The 20,274-nt window shown below is 49.3% G+C and carries 20 protein-coding genes; 17 read left to right on the forward strand and 3 right to left on the reverse strand.

Annotated elements, in window-relative coordinates; all coding sequences use genetic code 11:
- The 8 genes from RNAN_RS19250 (at position 1) to RNAN_RS12825 (ending at position 7,935) form a co-directional block, all read left to right on the forward strand.
- Positions 1–168, forward strand: a complete 168-nt coding sequence (locus tag RNAN_RS19250; RefSeq protein ID WP_158467512.1) for a hypothetical protein — start codon at positions 1–3, stop codon at positions 166–168.
- Between the two features lie 30 nt (positions 169–198).
- Positions 199–849, forward strand: coding sequence for a helix-turn-helix domain-containing protein (locus RNAN_RS19520; protein WP_008222411.1), 651 nt, complete (start codon positions 199–201; stop codon positions 847–849).
- A 14-nt stretch (positions 850–863) separates the two neighbouring features.
- Entirely contained in the window at positions 864–1,055 is a 192-nt protein-coding gene (locus tag RNAN_RS19160; RefSeq protein ID WP_008222414.1) for a hypothetical protein, read from the forward strand.
- On the forward strand, positions 1,046–3,139 hold the full coding sequence (locus RNAN_RS12805) for a peptidase domain-containing ABC transporter (protein ID WP_008222416.1): 2,094 nt from the start codon (positions 1,046–1,048) through the stop codon (positions 3,137–3,139). The genes RNAN_RS19160 and RNAN_RS12805 overlap by 10 nt, the downstream gene beginning before the upstream one ends.
- Before the next feature lie 136 nt (positions 3,140–3,275).
- Positions 3,276–3,473: a hypothetical protein gene (locus RNAN_RS12810; protein ID WP_008222418.1), complete on the forward strand. Its 198-nt coding sequence runs from the start codon at positions 3,276–3,278 to the stop codon at positions 3,471–3,473.
- Between the two features lie 120 nt (positions 3,474–3,593).
- Positions 3,594–6,266, forward strand: coding sequence for a class III lanthionine synthetase LanKC (gene lanKC, locus RNAN_RS12815; protein WP_008222422.1), 2,673 nt, complete (start codon positions 3,594–3,596; stop codon positions 6,264–6,266).
- Between the two features lie 15 nt (positions 6,267–6,281).
- Entirely contained in the window at positions 6,282–7,532 is a 1,251-nt protein-coding gene (locus RNAN_RS12820) for an HlyD family secretion protein (protein WP_008222424.1), read from the forward strand.
- 34 nt (positions 7,533–7,566) lie between these two features.
- Positions 7,567–7,935: a hypothetical protein gene (locus RNAN_RS12825; protein ID WP_008222426.1), complete on the forward strand. Its 369-nt coding sequence runs from the start codon at positions 7,567–7,569 to the stop codon at positions 7,933–7,935.
- On the opposite strand, the gene RNAN_RS12830 is transcribed toward RNAN_RS12825, so the two are convergent.
- Entirely contained in the window at positions 7,916–10,042 is a 2,127-nt protein-coding gene (locus RNAN_RS12830) for a winged helix-turn-helix domain-containing protein (protein WP_008222427.1), read from the reverse strand. The two genes, RNAN_RS12825 and RNAN_RS12830, sit on opposite strands and share 20 nt — an antisense overlap.
- A 300-nt stretch (positions 10,043–10,342) precedes the next feature.
- On the opposite strand from RNAN_RS12830, the gene RNAN_RS12835 reads away from it, so the two are divergent.
- The 4 genes from RNAN_RS12835 (at position 10,343) to glmU (ending at position 13,157) form a co-directional block, all read left to right on the forward strand.
- Positions 10,343–10,633, forward strand: coding sequence for a hypothetical protein (locus RNAN_RS12835; RefSeq protein ID WP_008222430.1), 291 nt, complete (start codon positions 10,343–10,345; stop codon positions 10,631–10,633).
- Positions 10,634–10,663: 30 nt separating this feature from the next.
- Positions 10,664–11,548 carry a TraB/GumN family protein gene (locus RNAN_RS12840; RefSeq protein ID WP_008222432.1) on the forward strand — a complete coding sequence of 295 codons (885 nt, stop codon included), beginning with the start codon at positions 10,664–10,666 and terminating at the stop codon, positions 11,546–11,548.
- 9 nt (positions 11,549–11,557) lie between these two features.
- Complete coding sequence (locus tag RNAN_RS19525; protein ID WP_008222433.1) at positions 11,558–11,680, forward strand: hypothetical protein; 123 nt, start codon at positions 11,558–11,560, stop codon at positions 11,678–11,680.
- Between the two features lie 100 nt (positions 11,681–11,780).
- Entirely contained in the window at positions 11,781–13,157 is a 1,377-nt protein-coding gene (glmU, locus tag RNAN_RS12845) for a bifunctional UDP-N-acetylglucosamine diphosphorylase/glucosamine-1-phosphate N-acetyltransferase GlmU (RefSeq protein WP_008222434.1), read from the forward strand.
- Between the two features lie 241 nt (positions 13,158–13,398).
- Here the strand turns inward: glmU and RNAN_RS12850 are convergent, their stop codons facing one another.
- Positions 13,399–14,538, reverse strand: coding sequence for a dicarboxylate/amino acid:cation symporter (locus RNAN_RS12850; protein ID WP_040552148.1), 1,140 nt, complete (start codon positions 14,536–14,538; stop codon positions 13,399–13,401).
- A 220-nt stretch (positions 14,539–14,758) separates the two neighbouring features.
- Between RNAN_RS12850 and RNAN_RS12855 the strand changes: the two genes are divergently transcribed.
- The 5 genes from RNAN_RS12855 (at position 14,759) to RNAN_RS12875 (ending at position 19,805) form a co-directional block, all read left to right on the forward strand.
- Positions 14,759–15,316, forward strand: coding sequence for a YceB family lipoprotein (locus RNAN_RS12855; protein WP_008222436.1), 558 nt, complete (start codon positions 14,759–14,761; stop codon positions 15,314–15,316).
- A 243-nt stretch (positions 15,317–15,559) separates the two neighbouring features.
- Positions 15,560–16,327, forward strand: a complete 768-nt coding sequence (locus RNAN_RS12860; RefSeq protein ID WP_040552149.1) for a DeoR/GlpR family DNA-binding transcription regulator — start codon at positions 15,560–15,562, stop codon at positions 16,325–16,327.
- A gap of 44 nt (positions 16,328–16,371) precedes the next feature.
- Positions 16,372–18,201 (forward strand): glutamine--fructose-6-phosphate transaminase (isomerizing), encoded by a 1,830-nt coding sequence (glmS, locus tag RNAN_RS12865; RefSeq protein ID WP_008222438.1) that lies wholly within the window; start codon positions 16,372–16,374, stop codon positions 18,199–18,201.
- Positions 18,202–18,363: 162 nt separating this feature from the next.
- Positions 18,364–18,903: a HEPN domain-containing protein gene (locus RNAN_RS12870; RefSeq protein ID WP_008222439.1), complete on the forward strand. Its 540-nt coding sequence runs from the start codon at positions 18,364–18,366 to the stop codon at positions 18,901–18,903.
- Between the two features lie 104 nt (positions 18,904–19,007).
- Complete coding sequence (locus RNAN_RS12875) at positions 19,008–19,805, forward strand: DUF2971 domain-containing protein (RefSeq protein WP_008222440.1); 798 nt, start codon at positions 19,008–19,010, stop codon at positions 19,803–19,805.
- 170 nt (positions 19,806–19,975) lie between these two features.
- Here the strand turns inward: RNAN_RS12875 and RNAN_RS19255 are convergent.
- Positions 19,976–20,274 (reverse strand): hypothetical protein (locus tag RNAN_RS19255; RefSeq protein ID WP_040552136.1); only part of this gene is annotated, 299 nt, incomplete at its 5' end.

Consider the following 20,274-nt stretch of genomic DNA (forward strand, 5'->3'; position numbering starts at 1 on the left):
ATGACTAAGCAAAATATCATTACTGTTATCACTAGCATCATCGTACTGTTCGTTCTGAGTGTTGCTAACCCTGTGCTGGCAGATGAAAGTCAGGTCAAACCTGAGAAGCCGGTAATAACTCCCCAATGTTGGTTTATTTGTCCACCAGACCAAGCTGCTGACGAGTAATAGCCTATTTAACCAACAGGGAGCAGCGACATGAGTCAATTAGAACCCATGGTAAAACAGCTGGAGCAAATGACAACGCTCGACGCTTTACCAGCCTTTTTTCAGCAAATACAACAGCAATTTGGTTATCGCTTTTGTGGCATAGTGTTGTGGCGCAGCCAAAGGACGCCACTGGTATTGTCAGCCAATGCGGATAGCGATTTTCACCGGCTGGTGGGTAACGATACCCTGCAGCAGTTTTGCCATAACCGCTGTACACCTGCGCAGGCACTAACCGAGCAGTTTGTTGAGTACAGGGCACAGACCAATAACATTTTAGTTATTCCGGTAAAGGCGTTGGGTACCGATCACGGCGCTTTATTGATTGGGTTGCATCCAGAGCAGGCGGCGTTAGCACAGCAAATAGCCTGGTACTGGACCATTATTGCCCACTATGTTGTTGAAGCGCTGACCCGGGTCTCTCACGCTGACAGTGAAGCGATGGTTACACTGACTCAGCGCGAAAAGGCCTGCTTGAGTTGGGCCGCAAAAGGCAAAACGTCATGGGAAATCAGTCAGATCCTGGCTATCTCTGAGCGCACCGTCAATTTCCACCTCGGCAATTGCATCAGTAAAACCAATAGTAATAATCGGCAGCAGGCGATCAGCCGTTGCCTGGCCGCCGGGCAAATTAACCTTTGAACAGGAGTACGAGAATGCCACTGTCAGCATCTTACCCTGAATTGGCCTACGCCAAAGAAGTGATGAGCCTAAACCAGTTACAGCACAAGGTAGAAACATTTTGTTATGCCACGGCGACAGCCTCATTCGCACTGGCCGAACCCTGTGTCGACACGCGATCTACTGCCAATCAGACGACACCAATAAGGAGCCTGATATGCGATTAATTTATCAGTCTGAGGCTGCCGAATGTGGTTTGGCTTGTGTCACTATGATTGCAGGACATCATGGCCACCAGCTTGATCTCGCCACCGTCAGAAGCCGGTTTTCCGTATCCTTAAAGGGTACTAATTTGCAACATTTATTGCAGTTAGCTGACCAGCTAAACCTGGCGGGTCGGGCACTGCGGCTGGAGCTGGATGAACTGCGCATGCTTAGCCTGCCTTGTATCCTGCACTGGAATATGAACCACTTTGTGGTATTAAAAAAAGTCTGTAAGCAACATATTGTTATTCTTGACCCGGCGGTCGGTGAACGTCGGGTGCCTTTGTCTGAAGTATCTGACAGCTTTAGTGGTATTGCACTGGAGTTGCAACCCAGCAGTGAGTTTCAACCACGTGATGAGAAAGTTCGCCTGGGCCTAACCACCTTCTGGCAGCGCATTCAGGGCTTAATACCTGCTCTGGCAAAAATTTTTCTACTGTCAGTGTTGTTACAGGTGTTTGTGCTGGCAGCGCCTTACTACTTGCAACTGGTTGTCGACGATGTGCTGGTGAGCATGGATAAGCCTTTGTTAAGTGTACTGGCGCTTGGGTTTGGATTGTTGATGTTAGTGCGGGTTGTCACCCAGGCGCTACGTAGCTGGTTGGTGTTGTATCTTGGCTCAACCATGAGTATGCAGATGGCGACCAATTTATTTCGTCACTTGGTGCATCTGCCGATGTCCTATTTTGAGAAACGTCATATCGGTGATGTTGTATCGCGCTTTGGTTCACTCAACAGTGTGCGGGAATTACTGACGACCAGTCTGGTAGAAGGCCTGATCGACGGCATTATGGCGGTTGGGGTACTGGTGATGATGTATCTTTATAGCCCATTGTTAGCCGGTGTGGTGCTTAGTGCGGTGTTGTTATATGCCTTATTAAGGTGGTTGTTGTACAAACCCATGCGTGAGCGCACTGAAGCCAGCATAATGGCGAGCGCCAAAGAGCAATCGAACTTTATGGAAACCGTGCGTGGCATGCAAAGCGTCAAGCTGTTTGGTAAGCAAAGCCAACGTCTCAGCATTTGGCAAAACCGCTACGCCGAGTCAGTAAACCAGCAGTTTTTGTTGGGTAAGTGGCAAGTGTCTTATCAAACTATTAACCAGTTACTCTTTGGTGTTGAAAACACACTGGTCGTGATGTTAGGTGCGCTGGCGGTCATAAATGGCAGCTTGTCAGTTGGCATGCTGTTTGCGTTTATGACCTATAAGAGCCAATTTACCGAACGGATGGCGTCATTAATTGAAAAACTGGTACAACTGTTTATGACCCGTCTACACCTTGAGCGTTTGGCCGATATTGCCCTGACCGAAAAAGAATCCGACAAAGCAGCTGGCGCCTATCATGAGATCAGCGGGCAAATCAGCGTTGAAAAGCTGGCATATCGTTACTCGGCAACCGAGCCGCTATTATTTGACAACTTAACCTTTAATATTGCCGCAGGTGAAAGTGTTGCCATTATCGGCCCTTCTGGCGCTGGCAAAACCACATTGGCAAAAGTGATGTTGGGTTTGCTGCCGGCTGCCGAGGGTAAGGTATTGGTTGATGATATCGATATCCGGCATTTGGGACAGCAGCATTTCCGGCAGCAAGTGGCGGCGGTCATGCAACAAGACCAATTACTCAGTGGCAGCCTGGCGGAGAACATAGCCTTTTTTGACCCGGATATCGACTTAAAATGGGTACAACAATGTGCAGTAATGGCAGGTATACATCGGGATATCACGGCGATGCCTATGGGGTATAACGCCTTAATTGGTGACATGGGTAGCTCGTTATCCGGCGGCCAACGTCAACGGCTGTATTTAGCCCGGGCGTTGTATAAAAGGCCGAAAATCCTCTTTCTCGACGAGGCTACCTCAAGCCTGGACATTCAGTTAGAAAGTCACGTAAACCAGGCGATAAAAGCCTTGTGTATTACCCGCATCATTATCGCTCATCGGCCTGAAACAATTAACAGCGCAGATAGAGTGTTGTTGCTATGTAATGGCAAAATAATGGATGTCACTGAACAATATAAGCGAGAGCGGTTAAAGGATATTGCATAAAACTGGCTTCGGCCAGTTTTATGCTTTTACTGTCAGATCTGACAGGTGTTTTTATTTATTACTACGTCTACTATTGAATCGTTGGTTAGCAACAGCGTTAAAAAATTAAACTCAACAATCAATAGGAAATTGCAAAATGAAAAATCAAGATATCAACAAAGATAAAGTATTAAACCTGCAGCAGTTAGAGCAAGTATCTGGTGGCCGTATCTCTGACCAAGTCGCACCGATGGACTGGAGCACAATGAGCCGTGCTTGCGGTGGTGTAGGCGATGATGAGTGGAGCACCATGAGTGACAGCTGCAAAGGCGGCGAAAAAGTGATTATGCGCTAAGCAATGAAAAATAAAGAAGCGGGCCTGGCCCGCTTTTTTATTTTAAATACCTGTTACATGTGACAGGTATTATTTTTTAATAATAAGTGTATTGTTTTTTTATTTGTCTGGAGATTAATAATGCGCGATTTGAATGTACATCCTGACTTTTACATTCCATTTGAATGGCGTAAGCCACAGAATGAATATTATGATGTTGTTAGTAGCCTGCTGCCAATTAGCTGGCGCTTACGGCAGGATTACTTCTGGACCCAGGCGATTTCTACAGACGACAATAAGCCGGTTCAAGGCTGGAAGATTCATGTTTCCAGCCGTTGGGGCAATGAATACAACACGCTACAGAAAGTTGTACCACTGTGTGTAGCGCATAACACTGAATTTAAGTTTGCCAGCGACAGTAAAATTCTGAAAACCTTGTTGGGCAAAAACTGCACGCGTTCTGCTTCTGGTAAGTTTATTACCATATATCCGGCCACAACGGCGTGCTTTCAAGCGCTGATCGCCGCCCTTTACAAAGTGCTTAAGCATGAGGATGGCCCCTATATTCTCTCTGATCGGCCATACAAAGACGCAAAGGTGTTGTTTTACCGCTATGGCGGCTTTAAGTCTTTTGATCTAAAAGATAATTTCAACCGCAGTACGGCCTGTATTATTAACGCCGCTTTTCAGTACACCGAAGATAAACGTGATGCACAGTTTATTTTGCCAGACTTTGTTACTGATCCTCTGCTCACTGATATCGTCGGTGAAACATCCGGGCAAGTCGATAACGAGCAGCCTGGTGCCGGCTTATTCGATGGTCGCTACCAGATGCAGTCAGTTATTAAGTTTTCGAATGCCGGCGGTGTTTATCTGGCAAACGATGTACAGCGCAATGAAACCGTCATAGTAAAAGAAGCACGGCCCTATGTCGGGGTTGATGCCGACGAAGACTGCATCGCCCGCTTACATAAAGAGTACCGGATTTTGCAGCGGCTTGCTGCCAGCGGTATCGCGCCACAGGCTTATGGTTTGTTTCAGGAGTGGCAACACTGGTACCTGGCACAAGAAATTGTTACTGGCCAGACACTACGTAGTTATCAGCTACAACAGTGTCGTATTATTCATAGCCATTCTACCGATCAGCAAATGCGGGACTGGATAGCGAACAGCATAAAAATTGCGATCAACTGTTTCCAGCTCATTAAAACCCTGCATGCTAACGGCATTATCTTTGGCGATTTATCACTGAATAACCTGATGGTCTGTCCGGACACGCTGGAGGTAAAGTTAATTGATTTTGAGGGAGCATGCGAAAGTGGTGTTGATGTTGCCGTTAATTTTTACACACCTGGTTTTGCCCGCTCTGACCGGCTTAGCCGGGATTGTGTCGAGTATCAGGATGATATCTACGCATTAGGTTGTGTGCTGGTGGCGATGTTTATGCCCAGCAGCACCTTACTGAATTTAAAACAAGACTATGCACAAGTATTCTTTCAGGCGTTAGAACATGACATAGGCTTGCCGCCACAGTATTTGCAGTGTGTCACTTACCTGCTTACAGACAGCAGCGCTGGTTTGGATCAGGCTATCAACTTGTTAGCTGCCGCTGATGTCAGCACGGTGCATGCAGTACAGCTAAACACCAGCGTGCAGCATGGTGCGGTTCAGCATATGGCAGCATCGATGATAGATAACATCCTGCGGTATAACCAACATCATCTGGAACTGGAACGGCGCGACAGAATTTTACCGCTTGGCCCGGAGTGTCAGCATGCGTTGGCATTGGATCATGGGGCTGCGGGCGTCCTTTATGCCTGGCATCATCTGACCGGCCAGGTGCCCGAAGCCCTGATACAGTGGTTTACACGGCGCTTGCAACAAACAACAGAATTGCTACCCGGTTTGTTAAATGGTGCGGCGGGGTTGGCCTGGCTATTACAGGATCTGCATATGCCAGACCGGGCTGAACGCTTATTGCAGCAAGGCGCTCTGAGCCGGCAACTTTATCGCAATATGTCGCTGGGTTATGGTGCAGCGGGCCTGGGTTACAGTTTGCTGTATCGCTGGCATAAAACACAGGACCCGCAGGCGCTGAGCGAGGCTTGCCGTATTGCGGATGTATTGATGGACACCGCAGTATACCGGGATGGCGGTGCTTACTGGGAAGATGCTGCGTCAGCAGCCGGTGTCGGCGTTGGGTTGTGGGAGGGTGGCAGTGGTATAGCGTTATTTTTATTGTACTTATATTGTGCTACCGAAAATGAACATTATCTGGCATTGGGGAAATTAGCCCTGCAGGCTGATTTTAATCACGGTAAATCCACTCAGGGTTCCTATGGCTTTGTGCGGCGCACGAATGCTTCTATTTTATACCCTTATCTGGGTTATGGCACAGCGGGGGTTGCTACTGTCGTGCTGCGTTACCATGCGCTGACAGGTGAGCCGGCATATCGCCAGTTTTTAGACGATATTAAACCGTCAGTTGCCGCTAAATATACCGTTAACTCAGGGCTATTTAGTGGTATCAGTGGTTTGGGTAACTATTTGCTCGATGCCTATCAGTTCCTGCAACAAGAAGAGTACTACTATCTGGCTTGTCAGGCGGCCGATGCGCTTAAAGTGTTTGCGGTAGAGCGTGAGGAGGGCCTGTGTTTCCCGGCAAATAATCGCACCAAGGTAAATACCGACTACGCTGATGGCTCAGCCGGCACTGCCTTGTTTTTGCACCGTTTAAACCAGCTTGGGCCTAACTTCAACTTTATGCTCGACCCTTTGCTGCAGGCTTATCAGGCACAGCAAAGCAAACACTGATGCAAGGGGAAAATGATGAGTGAGCCTAGTCTATTCCGGCCGCAGGCGCTGCGTCAGCAAGGCGTAAAACTGGAGGGCAATGTTGTTATTGCCCAGCCTCTTAGTGTGAGTTTGTTGCTGACAGTGTTGTTGCTGGTCGTTGGTTTGACGTTAGTTTTTCTCGGCCAGGCCTCATTTCACCGAAAGGAAACGGTACAAGGGTTTCTGAAACCAGATCGTGGTCTGGCCAGAGTCGCGCCGCAACGCTCTGGCACTGTCGTTGAGTTGTTTGTTAAGGATGGCCAGTTGGTAGAGCCCGGCCAGCCCCTGATAAAAATTTCTTACGATGAGTATCTGGCTGCTGGTGCAGCGCTCGGGGGGCAGTTGCAGACCTCTGTCGCAGAGCAGCAGCACAGCTTACAGCAACGCTTAGAAGAAGCTGCGTTACTGTATCAGCAACAACAACAGGCATTGCAGCAGCGGGTGAGTAATTTACAACAGCAGCTGAGCGAAATTTCATCCCAGCGGCAATTGTCGGCACAACGCTTTAGCCTGGCACAACAACAACTCGACCGGTTGACTGCTTTGCAGCAACAGGGGCATGTTGCCACACTGGAATTGAATAAACAGCGCGAACAGCTGCTGACAGTGCAGCAACAAGATAATACGTTACAACTGCAATATCAAAGTATTCGCGGCCAGCTGATAGAGGTTGAAGCGGCACAAGCCGCAATGCCGATTGAGTTTGAGCAGCAAAAAGCCATTCTAATGTCAGAGTTGGCGCGTTTGTCTCAGCAGCAATCTGAGTTGGCTGCACGGCAAGAAATCGTGCTTAGGGCAACAGTCGCCGGCAAAGTGTATAACTTACATGCCGAGCTTGGCAGTATGGCGCAAGCCGGCAAACCCTTACTAACCATTATGCCTGAGCCCTCGACCCTGCACGCAGTGCTACTGGTGCCAACCCGCGCTTTTGGCTTTGTGGCGCCTGGTCAAACAACCCGTATCCGCTTCGAGGCCTTCCCCTACCAACGTTTTGGTGTACAAAGTGGCCGGGTAGTGCATCAGTCTACCGCCATCTTGTTACCGGGCGATGTGATCTTGCCGGTACCGCTAAATGAGCCGGTGTATCAGGTTAATATCCAGTTAGACAGCCAAACGATCTCAGCCTATGACACTGAGCTGCCGCTACAGCCGGGCATGTTGCTTAATGCCGATATTATGTTAGAGCAGCGTAGCTTATTAAGCTGGCTGTTTGAGCCAATTTTAAGCCTGCGTGGCAGGTTATAAGGAGGCGCTCTTGCGTAGTGTGCGGATAGTTTTGGTGTTAGGGCTGTTAGCCGGTTGCTTGTATTGGTATCTTGCTGTGCCTTATGTTACTGCGGCAGCCACCATTCCGGTGGCGCAACCTGGTCAGCCTGTTGTATGTTATTTTTGGCTGCAAAACAGGCACCTGGATCATTTCAGGGTTGGCGAACTGTATCAACTGCAACATCGCCAGCAGTATTTCACCGCTAGGCTGGTGTCTATCTCTTATGCGTCTAACCGCGTCGCAGAGGCTAAGTTGGGTTTTGAGCTACAAGCCCCGCTGTCGACACAGATCCAGGTACAGCAGCGTTTTAAAGTCAGCATCGCCCCCGATACTGCATCAGGGCAAAGCTTGCTTGCCCGCTTTACTGCTGCCACTGAATAAACTCCAGTGCCAGCTCGGGCGTGATAAAGGCAGTGGCGTACAGCACATCCGGGTTGTGTGGGTCTGGGTGTATGCCAATTAACTGATAAGGTAGCTGGGTAGTTTCTTCGTTGCCATTACGTAAGTCGCGCCGCTGTACATGGCCCAGCATACTATAGCGGTATTGCTGCTGGCCTTGCTGCAGCCAGACCGCCATGTAGTTGGCATCGGTGTTTTCTTCAAGTAGTTGGTCTTGTTTCGCCCCGTCAACATACTGATAGAGCTTGCCGTCTTTATGATACAACAGCTCACCCTTGCTGCCGTATTGGGCAAAGTTACCGGCGGCAAAGGTAAGCTGGGTAAAATCATTACTGACTAAATCCAGCTGCCACAAGTTTTGTGTTTGCGCTTCTACCCGGGTTAGGATCAGGCCGCTGTTATCGGGCAGCCATAGCGCCTGGCCTACGTCGTTTTGTTCACGCTTAGTGATTAGCTGCTGGCGCTGGGTATCGTACAAATACAGGTTACCCTGCTGAATAAAAGCAATATAGCGGCCATCACCCGACCAGCTGATGCTGTTAATGGGCTGCTCGGTACTGGGCAATTCAGTCAGTTGGCGTTTGCTGCCGTCCTGGCTTAGCCACAGCTGCCAGCCGCCGGTCCAGTTGGCCGAAAACGCATAGCTGTCTGCCGATAGCGGCGATACGGCCAGTGCCAGGCTGCTACCGGCGGCATCATGTAAAAAGCTGATCTGGCGTTTGTCCTCGTCAAAGGGCTGTGACACTTTAATCAGCTGCATGGCAGCCTGAGTAGTGCTGCCCGGCGTCAGGCCGGAAATATAGGCCTGGTTTTCTGCCAGCAGTGACAGCTCGCCCACTTTTACACCCTCTGGCAGCTTTAAGATATGCTGGCTGTTATCTGCCAGGTTAATTTGCAGTATGGCATCGGTGCCCGGCAACAGCAGGCTTTGTTGATCCAGGCTCCATTCCAGGCCAATTAATAACAGCGGCATGGGTAAACTGGCGATACGGCGATGCTCACGGCTTGCCGGCTCATATAAATACAACTCAGGCTTGTTTGACTCTGGCATCAGCACATAGGCCAGCTTACTGCCATCGGCTGACAATGCCAGCAGCGTAACGCCAAGGCCGGCAGAAGGTGCCGCCAGCAGGGTTTGTATACTGCCGCTGGTTAAGTTTTCCGCCAGTAGCGCATTGCTGGAATACATGCCGGCGCTGCTTTTACTGTAATACAGCGTGTGGCCATCGGCGCTTTGCTGGGCATTACCCAGCACAAAGCCGGCGCAGGTTGTCAGTGTGCTGACCTCGTACTGCGGATACTGGCTAAAGTCATAGTTCTGATAGGTGCAACTGCTGCCGTCTTTGCTTACCACCTGTACCAGTAAATTGCGGCTTTGCGGCTGCCAGCTTTGCACGCTAAACAGCTTTTTGTCCTGCTCCAGTGCCACTTCCTGTAACAACTGGCCGGCGCTGGCGCCCAGTTTTCGCACCAGTACCCGCAGCTTGCCATCGGGCAACGAATGGCTGTATGCCAGTAATTGTTTATCCGGTGAGACCAGTGGCCGCGATTCTATACCTTTAAACCAGGTTACCTTGTGTTGGTTGAGAATATTTAGCTCTGTCAGTGTGGGCTTATCTGTCGCCGGGTGATCAGCTGGCGGCGCCGGCAGCCAATACCACAGCGCTAGTATTGTGATGAATACCACCACTAAGCCCGACCGCCACCACAGCGGTTTACGCTGAGTGGCAGGTGCTACGTTGCCGGGCTGTCTGCTGACTTGCCCGCTTTGTATTGTCACTGCTGCCGGCGGCAGCTGCAGGCTGTAGCCCTTACGATGATGGGTTTTTATCGGAGACAGCCCAAGCTGGGGGTGCTGTAGTGCTTTTCTAAGCTCAGAGATGGCGCGGTTAATGGCGTTATCATCGACATAGCTTTGCTGCCAAATGGTTTCTACCAGCTGCTGGCGTGAGATAATGCGGCCCGGCTCTTTGCTGAAGCACAACAGCAACTTTACCAGTAATGGTTCAAGCTCTTTGCGCTGAGTGCCATCATTTATACTGAAATCGGCCGGAGTAAAGGTCCAGGGACCAAGCTGTAAAGTATCCATCTGTTAACAGGCTGTCCTTTTTTAAACTGGCTGTAACTTTAACAGATGCAATAGGTGATTCAAGTGAAATAAAAGTCCGTCAAAAGCTTAGGAAACGGGCAATAAGGTTTTCATAAGGTTTGTTATATATGTTTTTAATCAAAGCGTTAGCTTAATTAAGCTTAGCGATATATTGCTTAGCTTCTGATAAGCGACTTTTGCTGTTGGCCGCTCTACAGTGAGCTTAACAACGTAACGGACAGGCAGTAAGTCCAGCGTTATTAACACCCTAACTCTGACTGACGCAAAAGGAACCTCACTATGAATACTATGATGAAAGCATCACGTAATCTGTTACTGACCGGCGCACTATTATTAAGCACGGTTGCGACAGCACAGCAACAGGCCCCAGTGCAACAGCCGGCGCCAAGCCAAACGGCAGCGCAACAACAGCAGCAGAAAGAAAGCGTGCAACCCAGTGTAGAATTAGCCAGACTGACCACAGAGTTAATGGCAGACGTGCAACAACAACTTAGCAGCAGTATTCGCGCAGAAGTAAGTAATGCTGTGGCCGGCTTAACTGACAGCCTGAAACAGGCATTAAACCGTTAAAGTGCTGCAACGACAACTGAGGAACTTGATATGAAACTAAAAACACTTGTTACACGCTGCTGCACGGCATTATTACTGGGCTCTGCCTTAGTCTCTACCAGCGCTATGGCGCAAAGCTCGGTGTGGAAAGTCAGCAAGGGGGACGACTATCTGTATATTGGTGGTACTGTGCATTTGCTGCCGCCGTCGGCATTCCCGCTGCCGCCTGAATTCGATAAAGCCTATAACGCCACCGATACGCTGGTGCTGGAAGCCAAAATGCCGGCGGCGGATGATACTGCGGCGCAAACGGCGATGATCCAGGCGATGGCGTACACTGACGGCCGCAAGTTGTCCGAGGTGTTATCGCCAGCGGTGTACCAGCAAGTTAGCGATTATTTTGCGCCTTACGGTGTACAACTGCAGCAATTAGACGGCTATAAACCGGGTTTTATTATCCTGCAAATGCTGTCGCTGGAAATGATGAAAGCACAAATGGCTGGCGAAGGCGTAGATGTGTACTTTGATAAAAAAGCCCAGGCTGATGGTAAGGCGCAGGCCTACCTGGAAACGGTAGAAAGCCAGATCCAGTTGCTGGCCAATATGGGCGAGGGCTATGAAGACGCCTTTATCCGCATGAATTTAGAACAATTTGGTGACTTTAAATCCTATTTTAGCGCCATGATAGACGCCTGGCGTGCCGGTGATATGGCCAAATTAGACGAACTGGCCGTACAGCCTGCACGCGAGTTAGATCCGGTGTTATATCAGGCGTTGTTTGTTAACCGTAACCAGGCCTGGTTACCGCAAATACAGCAAATGTTTGGCAATGCGCAAAAAGAGCTGATCCTGGTCGGCGGTGGCCACCTGGCGGGTGAACACAGTGTACTGGCGCTGTTAGAACAAGCTGGCTACCGGGTTGAGCAGCTAAAATAGGAGCCCGCCATGCGACTGGATAAACTCTGCAAAGTAGAGCATGGCTTTACCCTGCTGGCTTCGGCCGGCTGGGTGGTGCTCTGGGCCTGGCTGAATTTGCAACTGCTGCATAGCCTGAGCTGGTTTAGCTAAGCAATATTCAGCAAAACTTCACCCTGCCCCTGTAATCTGTGGCCCGATCAATTAGAATATCGGGCAACAGCGTAAGCGCACCACGACAGGGACCCTTCTTATGGCATTAAATGTAGTGATTTTGGCGGCCGGCAAAGGCACCAGAATGAAGTCAGATTTACCCAAGGTATTACACAAAGTAGCCGAGCGGCCGATGGTGCAGCATGTTATCGACACCGCCCGCGCTTTAGGTGCCGCTAAACCTCAGTTAGTGTATGGCTATGGCGCACAAGCGTTAAAAAGCGCCATGGGTGAACAACCGCTACATTGGGTGTTGCAGGCCGAGCAACTGGGCACCGGCCATGCCGTGGCGCAGGCGATACCGAATATCGCCGATGATGACACAGTGTTAGTGCTGTACGGCGATGTACCACTAACCCGTTTAGAAACCCTGCAACAACTGTTAGCGGTTAAACCGGCCAATGGCCTGGCGATATTAACGGTTAATCTGGCTAATCCCACAGGTTATGGCCGTATTGTGCGAGCTGGTGAAAATAACAGCGGCAAAGTGGTGGGCATCGTTGAGCAAAAAGATGCCAGCGCTGAGCAGCTAAAAATTACTGAAGTAAACAGCGGTATTATGGCGCTGCCGGGCAAGCAACTAAAAAGCTGGCTGGGCCGTCTATCGAACAGCAATGCCCAGGGCGAGTACTATTTAACTGATGTTATCGCTATGGCGCATAGCGAAGGTGTGGACATTGCCACCGCCCAGCCGCAAAACCCAATGGAAGTAGAAGGCGCCAATAACCGCGTACAATTAGCGGCTCTGGAACGGGCCTATCAGCAGCGTAAAGCCGAAGAGCTGATGCTGGCGGGGGCGAATTTGCGTGATCCGGCCCGTATCGATGTGCGCGGCAGTGTTGAGGTTGGTAATGATGTGATGATCGACGTTAACGTGATTTTCGAAGGCAAGGTTGTGCTGGGTAAAGGCGTAACCATTGGCGCTAACTGCATTTTAAAAGACTGTGTGATTGGCGATAACACGGAAATTAAACCAAACTCGATGATTGAAAAAGCGACTGTAGGCAGTGATTGCTCGGTTGGCCCTTATGCCAGATTGCGGCCGGACAGCGTGATGCTGGACGACAGCCATGTCGGTAACTTTGTCGAGATGAAAAAAACCACCCTGGGTAAAGGCTCTAAGGCCAACCATTTAACCTACCTGGGTGATGCGGTAATCGGCGATAAGGTGAATGTCGGCGCCGGTACTATTACCTGTAACTATGACGGTGCCAATAAGTTTGTCACTACCATTAAAGACGGTGCCTTTATCGGCTCGAACAGCGCCTTAGTTGCCCCGGTGACTGTTGGTGTTAATGCCACTGTCGGTGCTGGTTCAGTATTAACCCGCGATGCCGCCGACGGTGAGTTAGTAGTGGCGCGTGCTAAGCAGCGCCATATTGAAGGCTGGCAGCGGCCAGTGAAAATTAAAAAGTAAGCTAAATAAAACAGCCCGCAAATGCGGGCTGTTTGGTTTTTGGGCAACCTGGTATTTAGGTTGAAATCCCGGATCGGTCACCACAGAGTGTTTGAGTCCTGCCGTAGGCAAAAGACGACAAATTCGTCTGGAGCGAATTTGAACAGCTCTGCTGGCCTGCAAGGGCGTGTGCAGGAAGCTCACGCTACTTGCTGTGGTGAGCCGGAACGGGAGTTGCAACCGGCAATACTGATGATAAAGGTTAATCCGCTTTATCCACCAGCACAGCAATAGCACCGTCGCCGGTCACGTTACAGGCAGTACCAAAGCTGTCTTGCGCCATATACAGCGCTATCATTAGCGCTACAGCGGCTTCGCCAAAGCCCAGCATAGAACCCAGTAAACCGACTGCCGACATTACGGCGCCACCCGGTACGCCCGGCGCGGCCAGCATCACTACGCCCAGCATTAAAATAAACGGCAGCATAGTAAATAGCGATGGAATTTCCAGGTTGTTTTGCATCGCCATTACCGCCACCGCACAGCTGACAATGGTAATGGTAGAGCCGGATAAATGAATGGTGGCACACAGCGGCACGGTAAAATCCGCCACATGCGGTTTAACGCCGTTGGCTTTGGTCGCCTGCAGTGACACCGGTATAGTAGCGGCACTGGACATGGTGCCCAGTGCGGTAAAATAGGCCGGCAGCATGTTTTTAATAAGGCTAAAGGGCGAGCGGCCGGCTTTAATGCCAGCAATAACGTACAGGGTAATAATCCATGCCCAATGCAGCACTATCGCTAACACCAGCACTACGCCAAAGGTTTTTAAGGTGCCAAATACCGTGCCGGCAGCGGCCATTTGGGCAAACACGCCGGCAATATACAACGGCAGCAATGGAATGATCACCTTGCTCAGTACCAGTTGGATAACATCGCGGCCCTGATCGGACACTTGCTTTAACTGCTGCGCTTGCGTCGCCGCTATGCCCAAGCCAAATACAAAGGCCAGTGTCAGCGCCGTCATCACGCTAAATACCGGCGGGATATTCATTTCAATAAAGGGCGTTAAGCTAACACCCGTGGCTGAGGGGGCCGCGCTGGCGCTGGTGGTAAGCATAGGCACCACTATACTGGCGACAATAAACGCCAGGGTGCCGGCGGCTATGGTAGAGCCATAGGCAATAGCCAGGGTTTTACTGAGTAACTTGCCCGAGTTGCGTGGTAACGCGGCGATACCACTGGTGATAAAAAATAAAATCAGCAGTGGAATGACAAAAAACAGTAACTGGCCAAATAAAGCTTTAAAGGTCAGCAACAGTTGCGTTAGTGCATTGGGTGCATACAGGCCGCACAGTATACCCAGCACTATGCCGGCAATCAGTTTTAAAATTAGCGCCATATTGTTCTCTTTTTTAAAATTATGCTTAACAGTGAATAACCCCGGATGGATTGCTGCCGAGCATAGCATAACTTGCGCCTGCTGGCTGCGGTTGGCTGGTCAGCGCTGTTTCACGTGGAGCAATGTATATTCAGGTAAAAGTCAGTCACTGAGCGTTATGGTGTTGCCGTGTTAAACTTGGCTCAAGTCAGATCGGCTAGTAAATAAGGAAAGGAAAAACATGCGCAAGATAATGCTGTTATTCATCATAATGTTAGTGGCGGCATGTAGCCAACTGCAGCAGATGTCGGCCTATCACGTCAGTGAAGCGGATCTGGAGCAGTTACTGCGCCAGCAAGTACCTAAGTTAACGCGTCAGGCCAATGTGGCCGGTATTCCGCTGAATATGCAGGTAGAAAGCATGCAAGTCGATATCGGCCCGGATAACTCCGATGTAGTGCGGCTAAATACCAATGCCAGTGCGGCTTTATCGTTATTTGGTTTAAGTTATCCGGCGACGTTGCAACTACAAGTTGAGGGCGTGCCGTATTATGACGCCGCACAGCAAGCGGTATATTTGCGCTCGGTCAAGCTGCTGGACTCCAACATTGAAGCGTCTGGCTATCGCGGTAACCTGGCGCCAGTCAGTAACGAGTTGCTGCAGTTGGTAAACGGTTACCTGGCCAACAACCCGGTGTATAAACTGGATACCACTAACCCCACTGTTAAACTGCTTACCGCTGTGCCGCTGAATATGGCGGTACAAAACGGTCGTATCAGTTTTATGCCCGGCAAATAGTAACGTGGCAAAAAACAGGGGTAGCATAACCTACCCCTTAATGTGCAAGACAAGTAAAACAACGACCAGAGAAGCCCCATCCGGGGCCGGTAACTGCGTGCGCTCCGTCGCAACGGAAAGTACTATAATACGAATTATTATCAAATGCAAATAGTTCGCATTAAAAAATATTGCCCCAGCATTGCTTGCAAAAGCAGCAAATTTCTTTAGAATATCTTTCGTTTTGAAACTTAAGTGAAAGAAATGAACAAACGAAACACTCAACAGCGCCGGCATTTGATCGTCAGCCAACTGCAGCAGCAGGGCGAACTGTCGGTAGAGCAACTGGCCGAGCAGTTTCATACCTCAGAAGTTACTATCCGCAAAGACTTGACCGTGCTGGAGCAAGCCGGTTTATTGCTGCGCCGTTATGGTGGCGCCGTGCCGGTACCGCAGGATTTTGTCAGCGACAGCAGTTTAGAGAAAGTTTCAAAGCGAAAGTTGGCCATTGCCAAAGCCGCGGCCAGCCTGATTAAAGATCATTACCGCATTATTATCGACAGTGGCCGCACCACCGCTGCCCTGTTACCTGAGCTGGCTAATAAGCGCGGCCTGGTAGTAATGACCAACTCATTAGCCATTGCCAATGCGCTGCGCGAGCTGGAAAACGAGCCGACCTTATTAATGACCGGCGGCACCTGGGATCCGCAATCGGAAGCCTTTCAGGGCCAGCTGGCAGAGCAGATGCTGCGTAATTACGACTTTGACCAGCTGTTTATCGGTGCTGACGGTATCGACCTGGCCCGCGGTACTACCACCTATAATGAGCTGTACAGTTTAAGCCGGGTGATGGCCGAAGTGGCACGCGAAGTTATCGTCATGCTCGAATCCGACAAGCTGGGGCGCAAAATTCATAACCTGGAGCTGCCCTGGTCGATGATTAAGGTATTGGTTACCGATGAGGGTTTAGCCGCTGCCGATGCAGCAAAAATTGAACAACAGGGCGTTAAGGTGATCCGCGTCGCGGTATAACGCCCTGCTACAAAGACAACGCTTTTAAATTCTGGAGAAGAGATATGTGTGGCATAGTTGGCGCTGTAGCGCAGCGTGACGTAGTAGATATACTGGTAGAAGGCCTGCGCCGCTTAGAATACCGCGGTTATGACTCGGCCGGCGTGGCCGTGGTTACCGAAAGCGGTGAGTTAACCCGCTTGCGCCGTTTAGGTAAGGTTAAAGAGCTGGCCGATGCTGTGGCTGAAAAGCCGGTAACCGGCGGCACCGGTATTGCCCACACCCGCTGGGCGACTCACGGCGAGCCCAGCGAGCGTAACGCCCATCCGCACGTCTCCAGCAACATTACCGTCGTGCATAACGGTATTATTGAAAACCATAGCCCACTGCGTGAGGCATTAAAAGCCAAAGGTTATGTGTTTACCTCAGATACTGATACTGAAGTTATTGCCCACTTAGTGGAAGAAGAGCTAAAAACAGCAGGCTCACTGCTGGCTGCCGTTCAAAAAGCGGTAAAGCAGTTGCATGGTGCTTACGGCACCGTATTGCTGGATAAAACCGACAGCAGCCGCGTAGTGGTAGCCCGCTCTGGCAGCCCGCTGGTTATCGGTTTAGGTATTGGCGAGAACTTTATTGCCTCAGATCAGCTGGCGCTGTTGCCGGTAACGCGCCGCTTTATCTTTTTAGAAGAAGGCGATGTAGCGGAAATTACCCGCCACAGCGTGGCCGTTTTCGATAAAGACGGTAACGCCGTAGAGCGTGAAGTGCACGAGTCTAACGTTAGCTACGACGCCGGCGACAAAGGCCAATACCGCCACTTTATGCTAAAAGAAATTTACGAGCAGCCGCATGCCATTAATAACACACTGGAAGGCCGCTTAAGCAGTGACTCAGTGTTGGATGAAACCTTTGGTAATGGCGCCGCCGAGCTGTTCAAACAAGTAAAACACGTGCAAATTGTTGCCTGTGGTACCAGTTACCACTCCGGCATGGTGGCGCGCTACTGGTTAGAGTCGTTAGGTGGCATTTCCTGTAACGTGGAAATTGCCTCAGAGTTTCGGTACCGCAAATCGTTCGTGCAGCCAAACAGCCTGCTGGTGAGCATTTCGCAATCTGGCGAAACCGCCGACACCTTAGCTGCATTGCGTTTGGCCAAAGAAGCGGGCTATTTGGGCAGCTTAACCATTTGTAACGTAGCTGGCTCGTCATTAGTGCGTGAGTCAGACCTGGCCTTTATGACCCGCGCTGGCGCCGAAATTGGTGTGGCTTCCACCAAAGCCTTTACTACACAGTTAGTTGGCCTGGCGATGCTGACCATGGCCATTGGTAAGTACAACGGCTTAACTGGCGCGCAGCAGCGCGAGCTGACCGATGCTTTAAAGAGCCTGCCGGCGAAGCTGGAGCAAACCTTAACCTTAGCGCCGCAAATTGAAGCCCTGGCCGAAGAGTTTGCCGACAAGCACCACGCGCTGTTCTTAGGCCGTGGCGATCAGTACCCAATCGCGATGGAAGGCGCGTTAAAGCTAAAAGAAATCTCCTACATTCACGCCGAAGCCTACGCCGCCGGCGAGTTAAAGCATGGCCCGCTGGCACTGATTGACGCAGATATGCCAATTATCGTGGTGGCGCCAAACAACGATCTGCTGGAAAAGCTGAAATCGAACGTGGAAGAAGTGCGCGCCCGTGGCGGTATTCTGTACGTCTTCGCCGACGCCGATGCCAAGTTCCAGTCTGATGCCACTATGCGCGTAATCAACGTGCCACATGTCGCCGACATCCTGGCGCCCATCGTCTACACCCTGCCACTGCAGCTGCTTAGCTACTACGTTGCCATTATCAAAGGCACCGACGTAGACCAGCCACGCAACCTGGCAAAGTCAGTGACGGTGGAATAAACCGCTAGGTTTACTCAATAAAGCACAAAGCCCCGCAACGCGGGGCTTTTTACATTCTGCTCACTCTTTTACCAGAAAGTGCTTTGCTTTTTTCGCTCTCTGGCTTAGTTTAAAACCATCACATTAAAAGGACTTAGTGCCAAAAGCAGTAAAAGGGAAGTTATGACCAGCCGCGCTTACGCTATTTTTGAAACCGGCATGCAAGATGTCGTTAAGCTAATACAGTTGTTCGACAACCTTGAGTCCAATGAACATCGACAACAATACGAAGTGCTTAAACGTGCTGCGTTAGTTATGACTGCCGGGGCATGGGAAACCTATATCGAAGCCTTTGCTGTTGAGCAGGTTGACGCCAAGTTAACTAATTCAGAAGATGAATTTACCAAGGCTTATATTCGACGCAGGCTAGATCACGAAATTAACCGCTTACATAACCCAACATCCGACAAAGTGAAAAAGCTGTTCGTCGAATTTCTAGGTGTGGATATTACAGAATCTTGGCGCTGGAACAATTACACGCCAAAAGACGCAAGGGAACGGTTAGATAAATGGCTAAAAATGCGTGGGGATGCCGTTCATCAGGTTTGCCAAAGTTTTGATCCAAAAAACGCGCATTTGATAAAGCGCGATGATTTAGATAAGGCTGTAAGGTTTTTTGGCGATTTAGTCAGAGTTACAGATGGCGAAACTAGTAAATTATAGTTTTATCCATTGCCATTACGGATTTAACGTTTTTCTGATTCTAGTTACTCGCTGCTGTAAAGCGTGAATTTGAAAATAGTATTTATCTATTTGAGGAAAATCTTGTGCTTTATAAATTTAGAACGGCAAATATTAATAACATTTGTAGTCTTTTCCACAACGAGCTATTTTTTTCCCACGTTGATAAATTTAATGACCCATTTGAGTTTCATTTTGAAATCGACATGGGGCTTCCCCATACAAATTGTAGAAATACTTATTATAGAAACTTTAAAAATTTCATAGGTAAAGTGAATTTGGCGCACCCAAATACAATAGATGACTCGCTAGTAAACATGATTATGTCAATCAATGAAGATAAAGTTGATGAGGTTTCTAAGGCCGTTGCATTTGCACTTAAAGGTATGGTACGAGATCGTATTGAACAATTGAGAGAGCAGTTCAAAATTTTTTGTATGTCAAAATCTAATAAACATCCATTACTTTGGGGGCATTATGCTGACGGTTTGAGGGGGTATTGTGTTGGCTACGATGAAGAAAAGCTCGTTGAAGCGGATAAAATTGGACTTCTTAACGTGTCATATTCCAATAAACCTCATCAATTTAAAATTGACGAGCTATTGAGAGGAGAGTTTGAGAACAAAGGTCGCGAAATTTTCGGTGTCAAGCTGCTCGAGTGGCAATATGAGGAAGAAGCTAGATTAATTGTCGAATCAGAATCTTTGTTTGATAATGTGATAAAAGCTAAAAATGAGGCTTTAAAAGAGGTGATTTTTGGCGAAAAAATGGATATGAAACTTATAGAGTTAGTTAGAAATCTCCTCGATGGTAGAAGGGTTTCTTTCTTTAAAGCGCTGTCCAACCCAGAAAATTACACAATCTCAATTACACCGCTTATGTAGTTTAACTCCCAATTTTTATATGGATGAGTAGAGATGTTTTAGGGGTATTACCATAATAAAATTGTTGCTCAAGCCTCATCGAATAGCTTGTTTTTACACTATAAGCCACATTATAAAAAACCGCCTGTGGCTTATATGGTAGTAGACTCTAGATAGGTAAAACCATCCATTTATCCTTTTGATTTATCGCGTTTTCCTTGAGCTTCCTGTTGCAAAAACTGCTGTTTCGCCTGCTGCTGTTTTTCTCTGACGTTCAGGTGTGTTGCCAGTTGGCGCGTTTCATCTGGCGTACCGCGAACGATAATCCGCCGCACATCAGTATCAAAACACAGCGCTTCGTTTTTACTCCAGGCCTGCATGGTGATGCGGTTGGTTAGCAATGTCAGTGCCGGGCATGGATGATAACCTGCATATTCGGCTTTACCCTGCCAGTACGCATTAATAACAAAGTTACCGATAACCAGCAGAA

The organism is Rheinheimera nanhaiensis E407-8, assembly GCF_000296695.1.
Lineage (GTDB): Bacteria > Pseudomonadota > Gammaproteobacteria > Enterobacterales > Alteromonadaceae > Alishewanella > Alishewanella nanhaiensis.

Bases quoted from the DNA above. Each gene is read 5' to 3' on its own strand.
- RNAN_RS19250 (WP_158467512.1), top strand. From the start codon at position 1: ATGACTAAGCAAAATATCATTACTGTTATCACTAGCATCATCGTACTG.
- RNAN_RS19520 (WP_008222411.1), top strand. From the start codon at position 199: ATGAGTCAATTAGAACCCATGGTAAAACAGCTGGAGCAAATGACAACG.
- RNAN_RS19160 (WP_008222414.1), top strand. From the start codon at position 864: ATGCCACTGTCAGCATCTTACCCTGAATTGGCCTACGCCAAAGAAGTG.
- RNAN_RS12805 (WP_008222416.1), top strand. From the start codon at position 1,046: ATGCGATTAATTTATCAGTCTGAGGCTGCCGAATGTGGTTTGGCTTGT.
- RNAN_RS12810 (WP_008222418.1), top strand. From the start codon at position 3,276: ATGAAAAATCAAGATATCAACAAAGATAAAGTATTAAACCTGCAGCAG.
- lanKC (WP_008222422.1), top strand. From the start codon at position 3,594: ATGCGCGATTTGAATGTACATCCTGACTTTTACATTCCATTTGAATGG.
- RNAN_RS12820 (WP_008222424.1), top strand. From the start codon at position 6,282: ATGAGTGAGCCTAGTCTATTCCGGCCGCAGGCGCTGCGTCAGCAAGGC.
- RNAN_RS12830 (WP_008222427.1), bottom strand. From the start codon at position 10,042: ATGGATACTTTACAGCTTGGTCCCTGGACCTTTACTCCGGCCGATTTC.
- RNAN_RS12835 (WP_008222430.1), top strand. From the start codon at position 10,343: ATGAATACTATGATGAAAGCATCACGTAATCTGTTACTGACCGGCGCA.
- RNAN_RS12840 (WP_008222432.1), top strand. From the start codon at position 10,664: ATGAAACTAAAAACACTTGTTACACGCTGCTGCACGGCATTATTACTG.
- RNAN_RS19525 (WP_008222433.1), top strand. From the start codon at position 11,558: ATGCGACTGGATAAACTCTGCAAAGTAGAGCATGGCTTTACCCTGCTG.
- glmU (WP_008222434.1), top strand. From the start codon at position 11,781: ATGGCATTAAATGTAGTGATTTTGGCGGCCGGCAAAGGCACCAGAATG.
- RNAN_RS12850 (WP_040552148.1), bottom strand. From the start codon at position 14,538: ATGGCGCTAATTTTAAAACTGATTGCCGGCATAGTGCTGGGTATACTG.
- RNAN_RS12855 (WP_008222436.1), top strand. From the start codon at position 14,759: ATGCGCAAGATAATGCTGTTATTCATCATAATGTTAGTGGCGGCATGT.
- RNAN_RS12860 (WP_040552149.1), top strand. From the start codon at position 15,560: ATGAACAAACGAAACACTCAACAGCGCCGGCATTTGATCGTCAGCCAA.
- glmS (WP_008222438.1), top strand. From the start codon at position 16,372: ATGTGTGGCATAGTTGGCGCTGTAGCGCAGCGTGACGTAGTAGATATA.
- RNAN_RS12870 (WP_008222439.1), top strand. From the start codon at position 18,364: ATGACCAGCCGCGCTTACGCTATTTTTGAAACCGGCATGCAAGATGTC.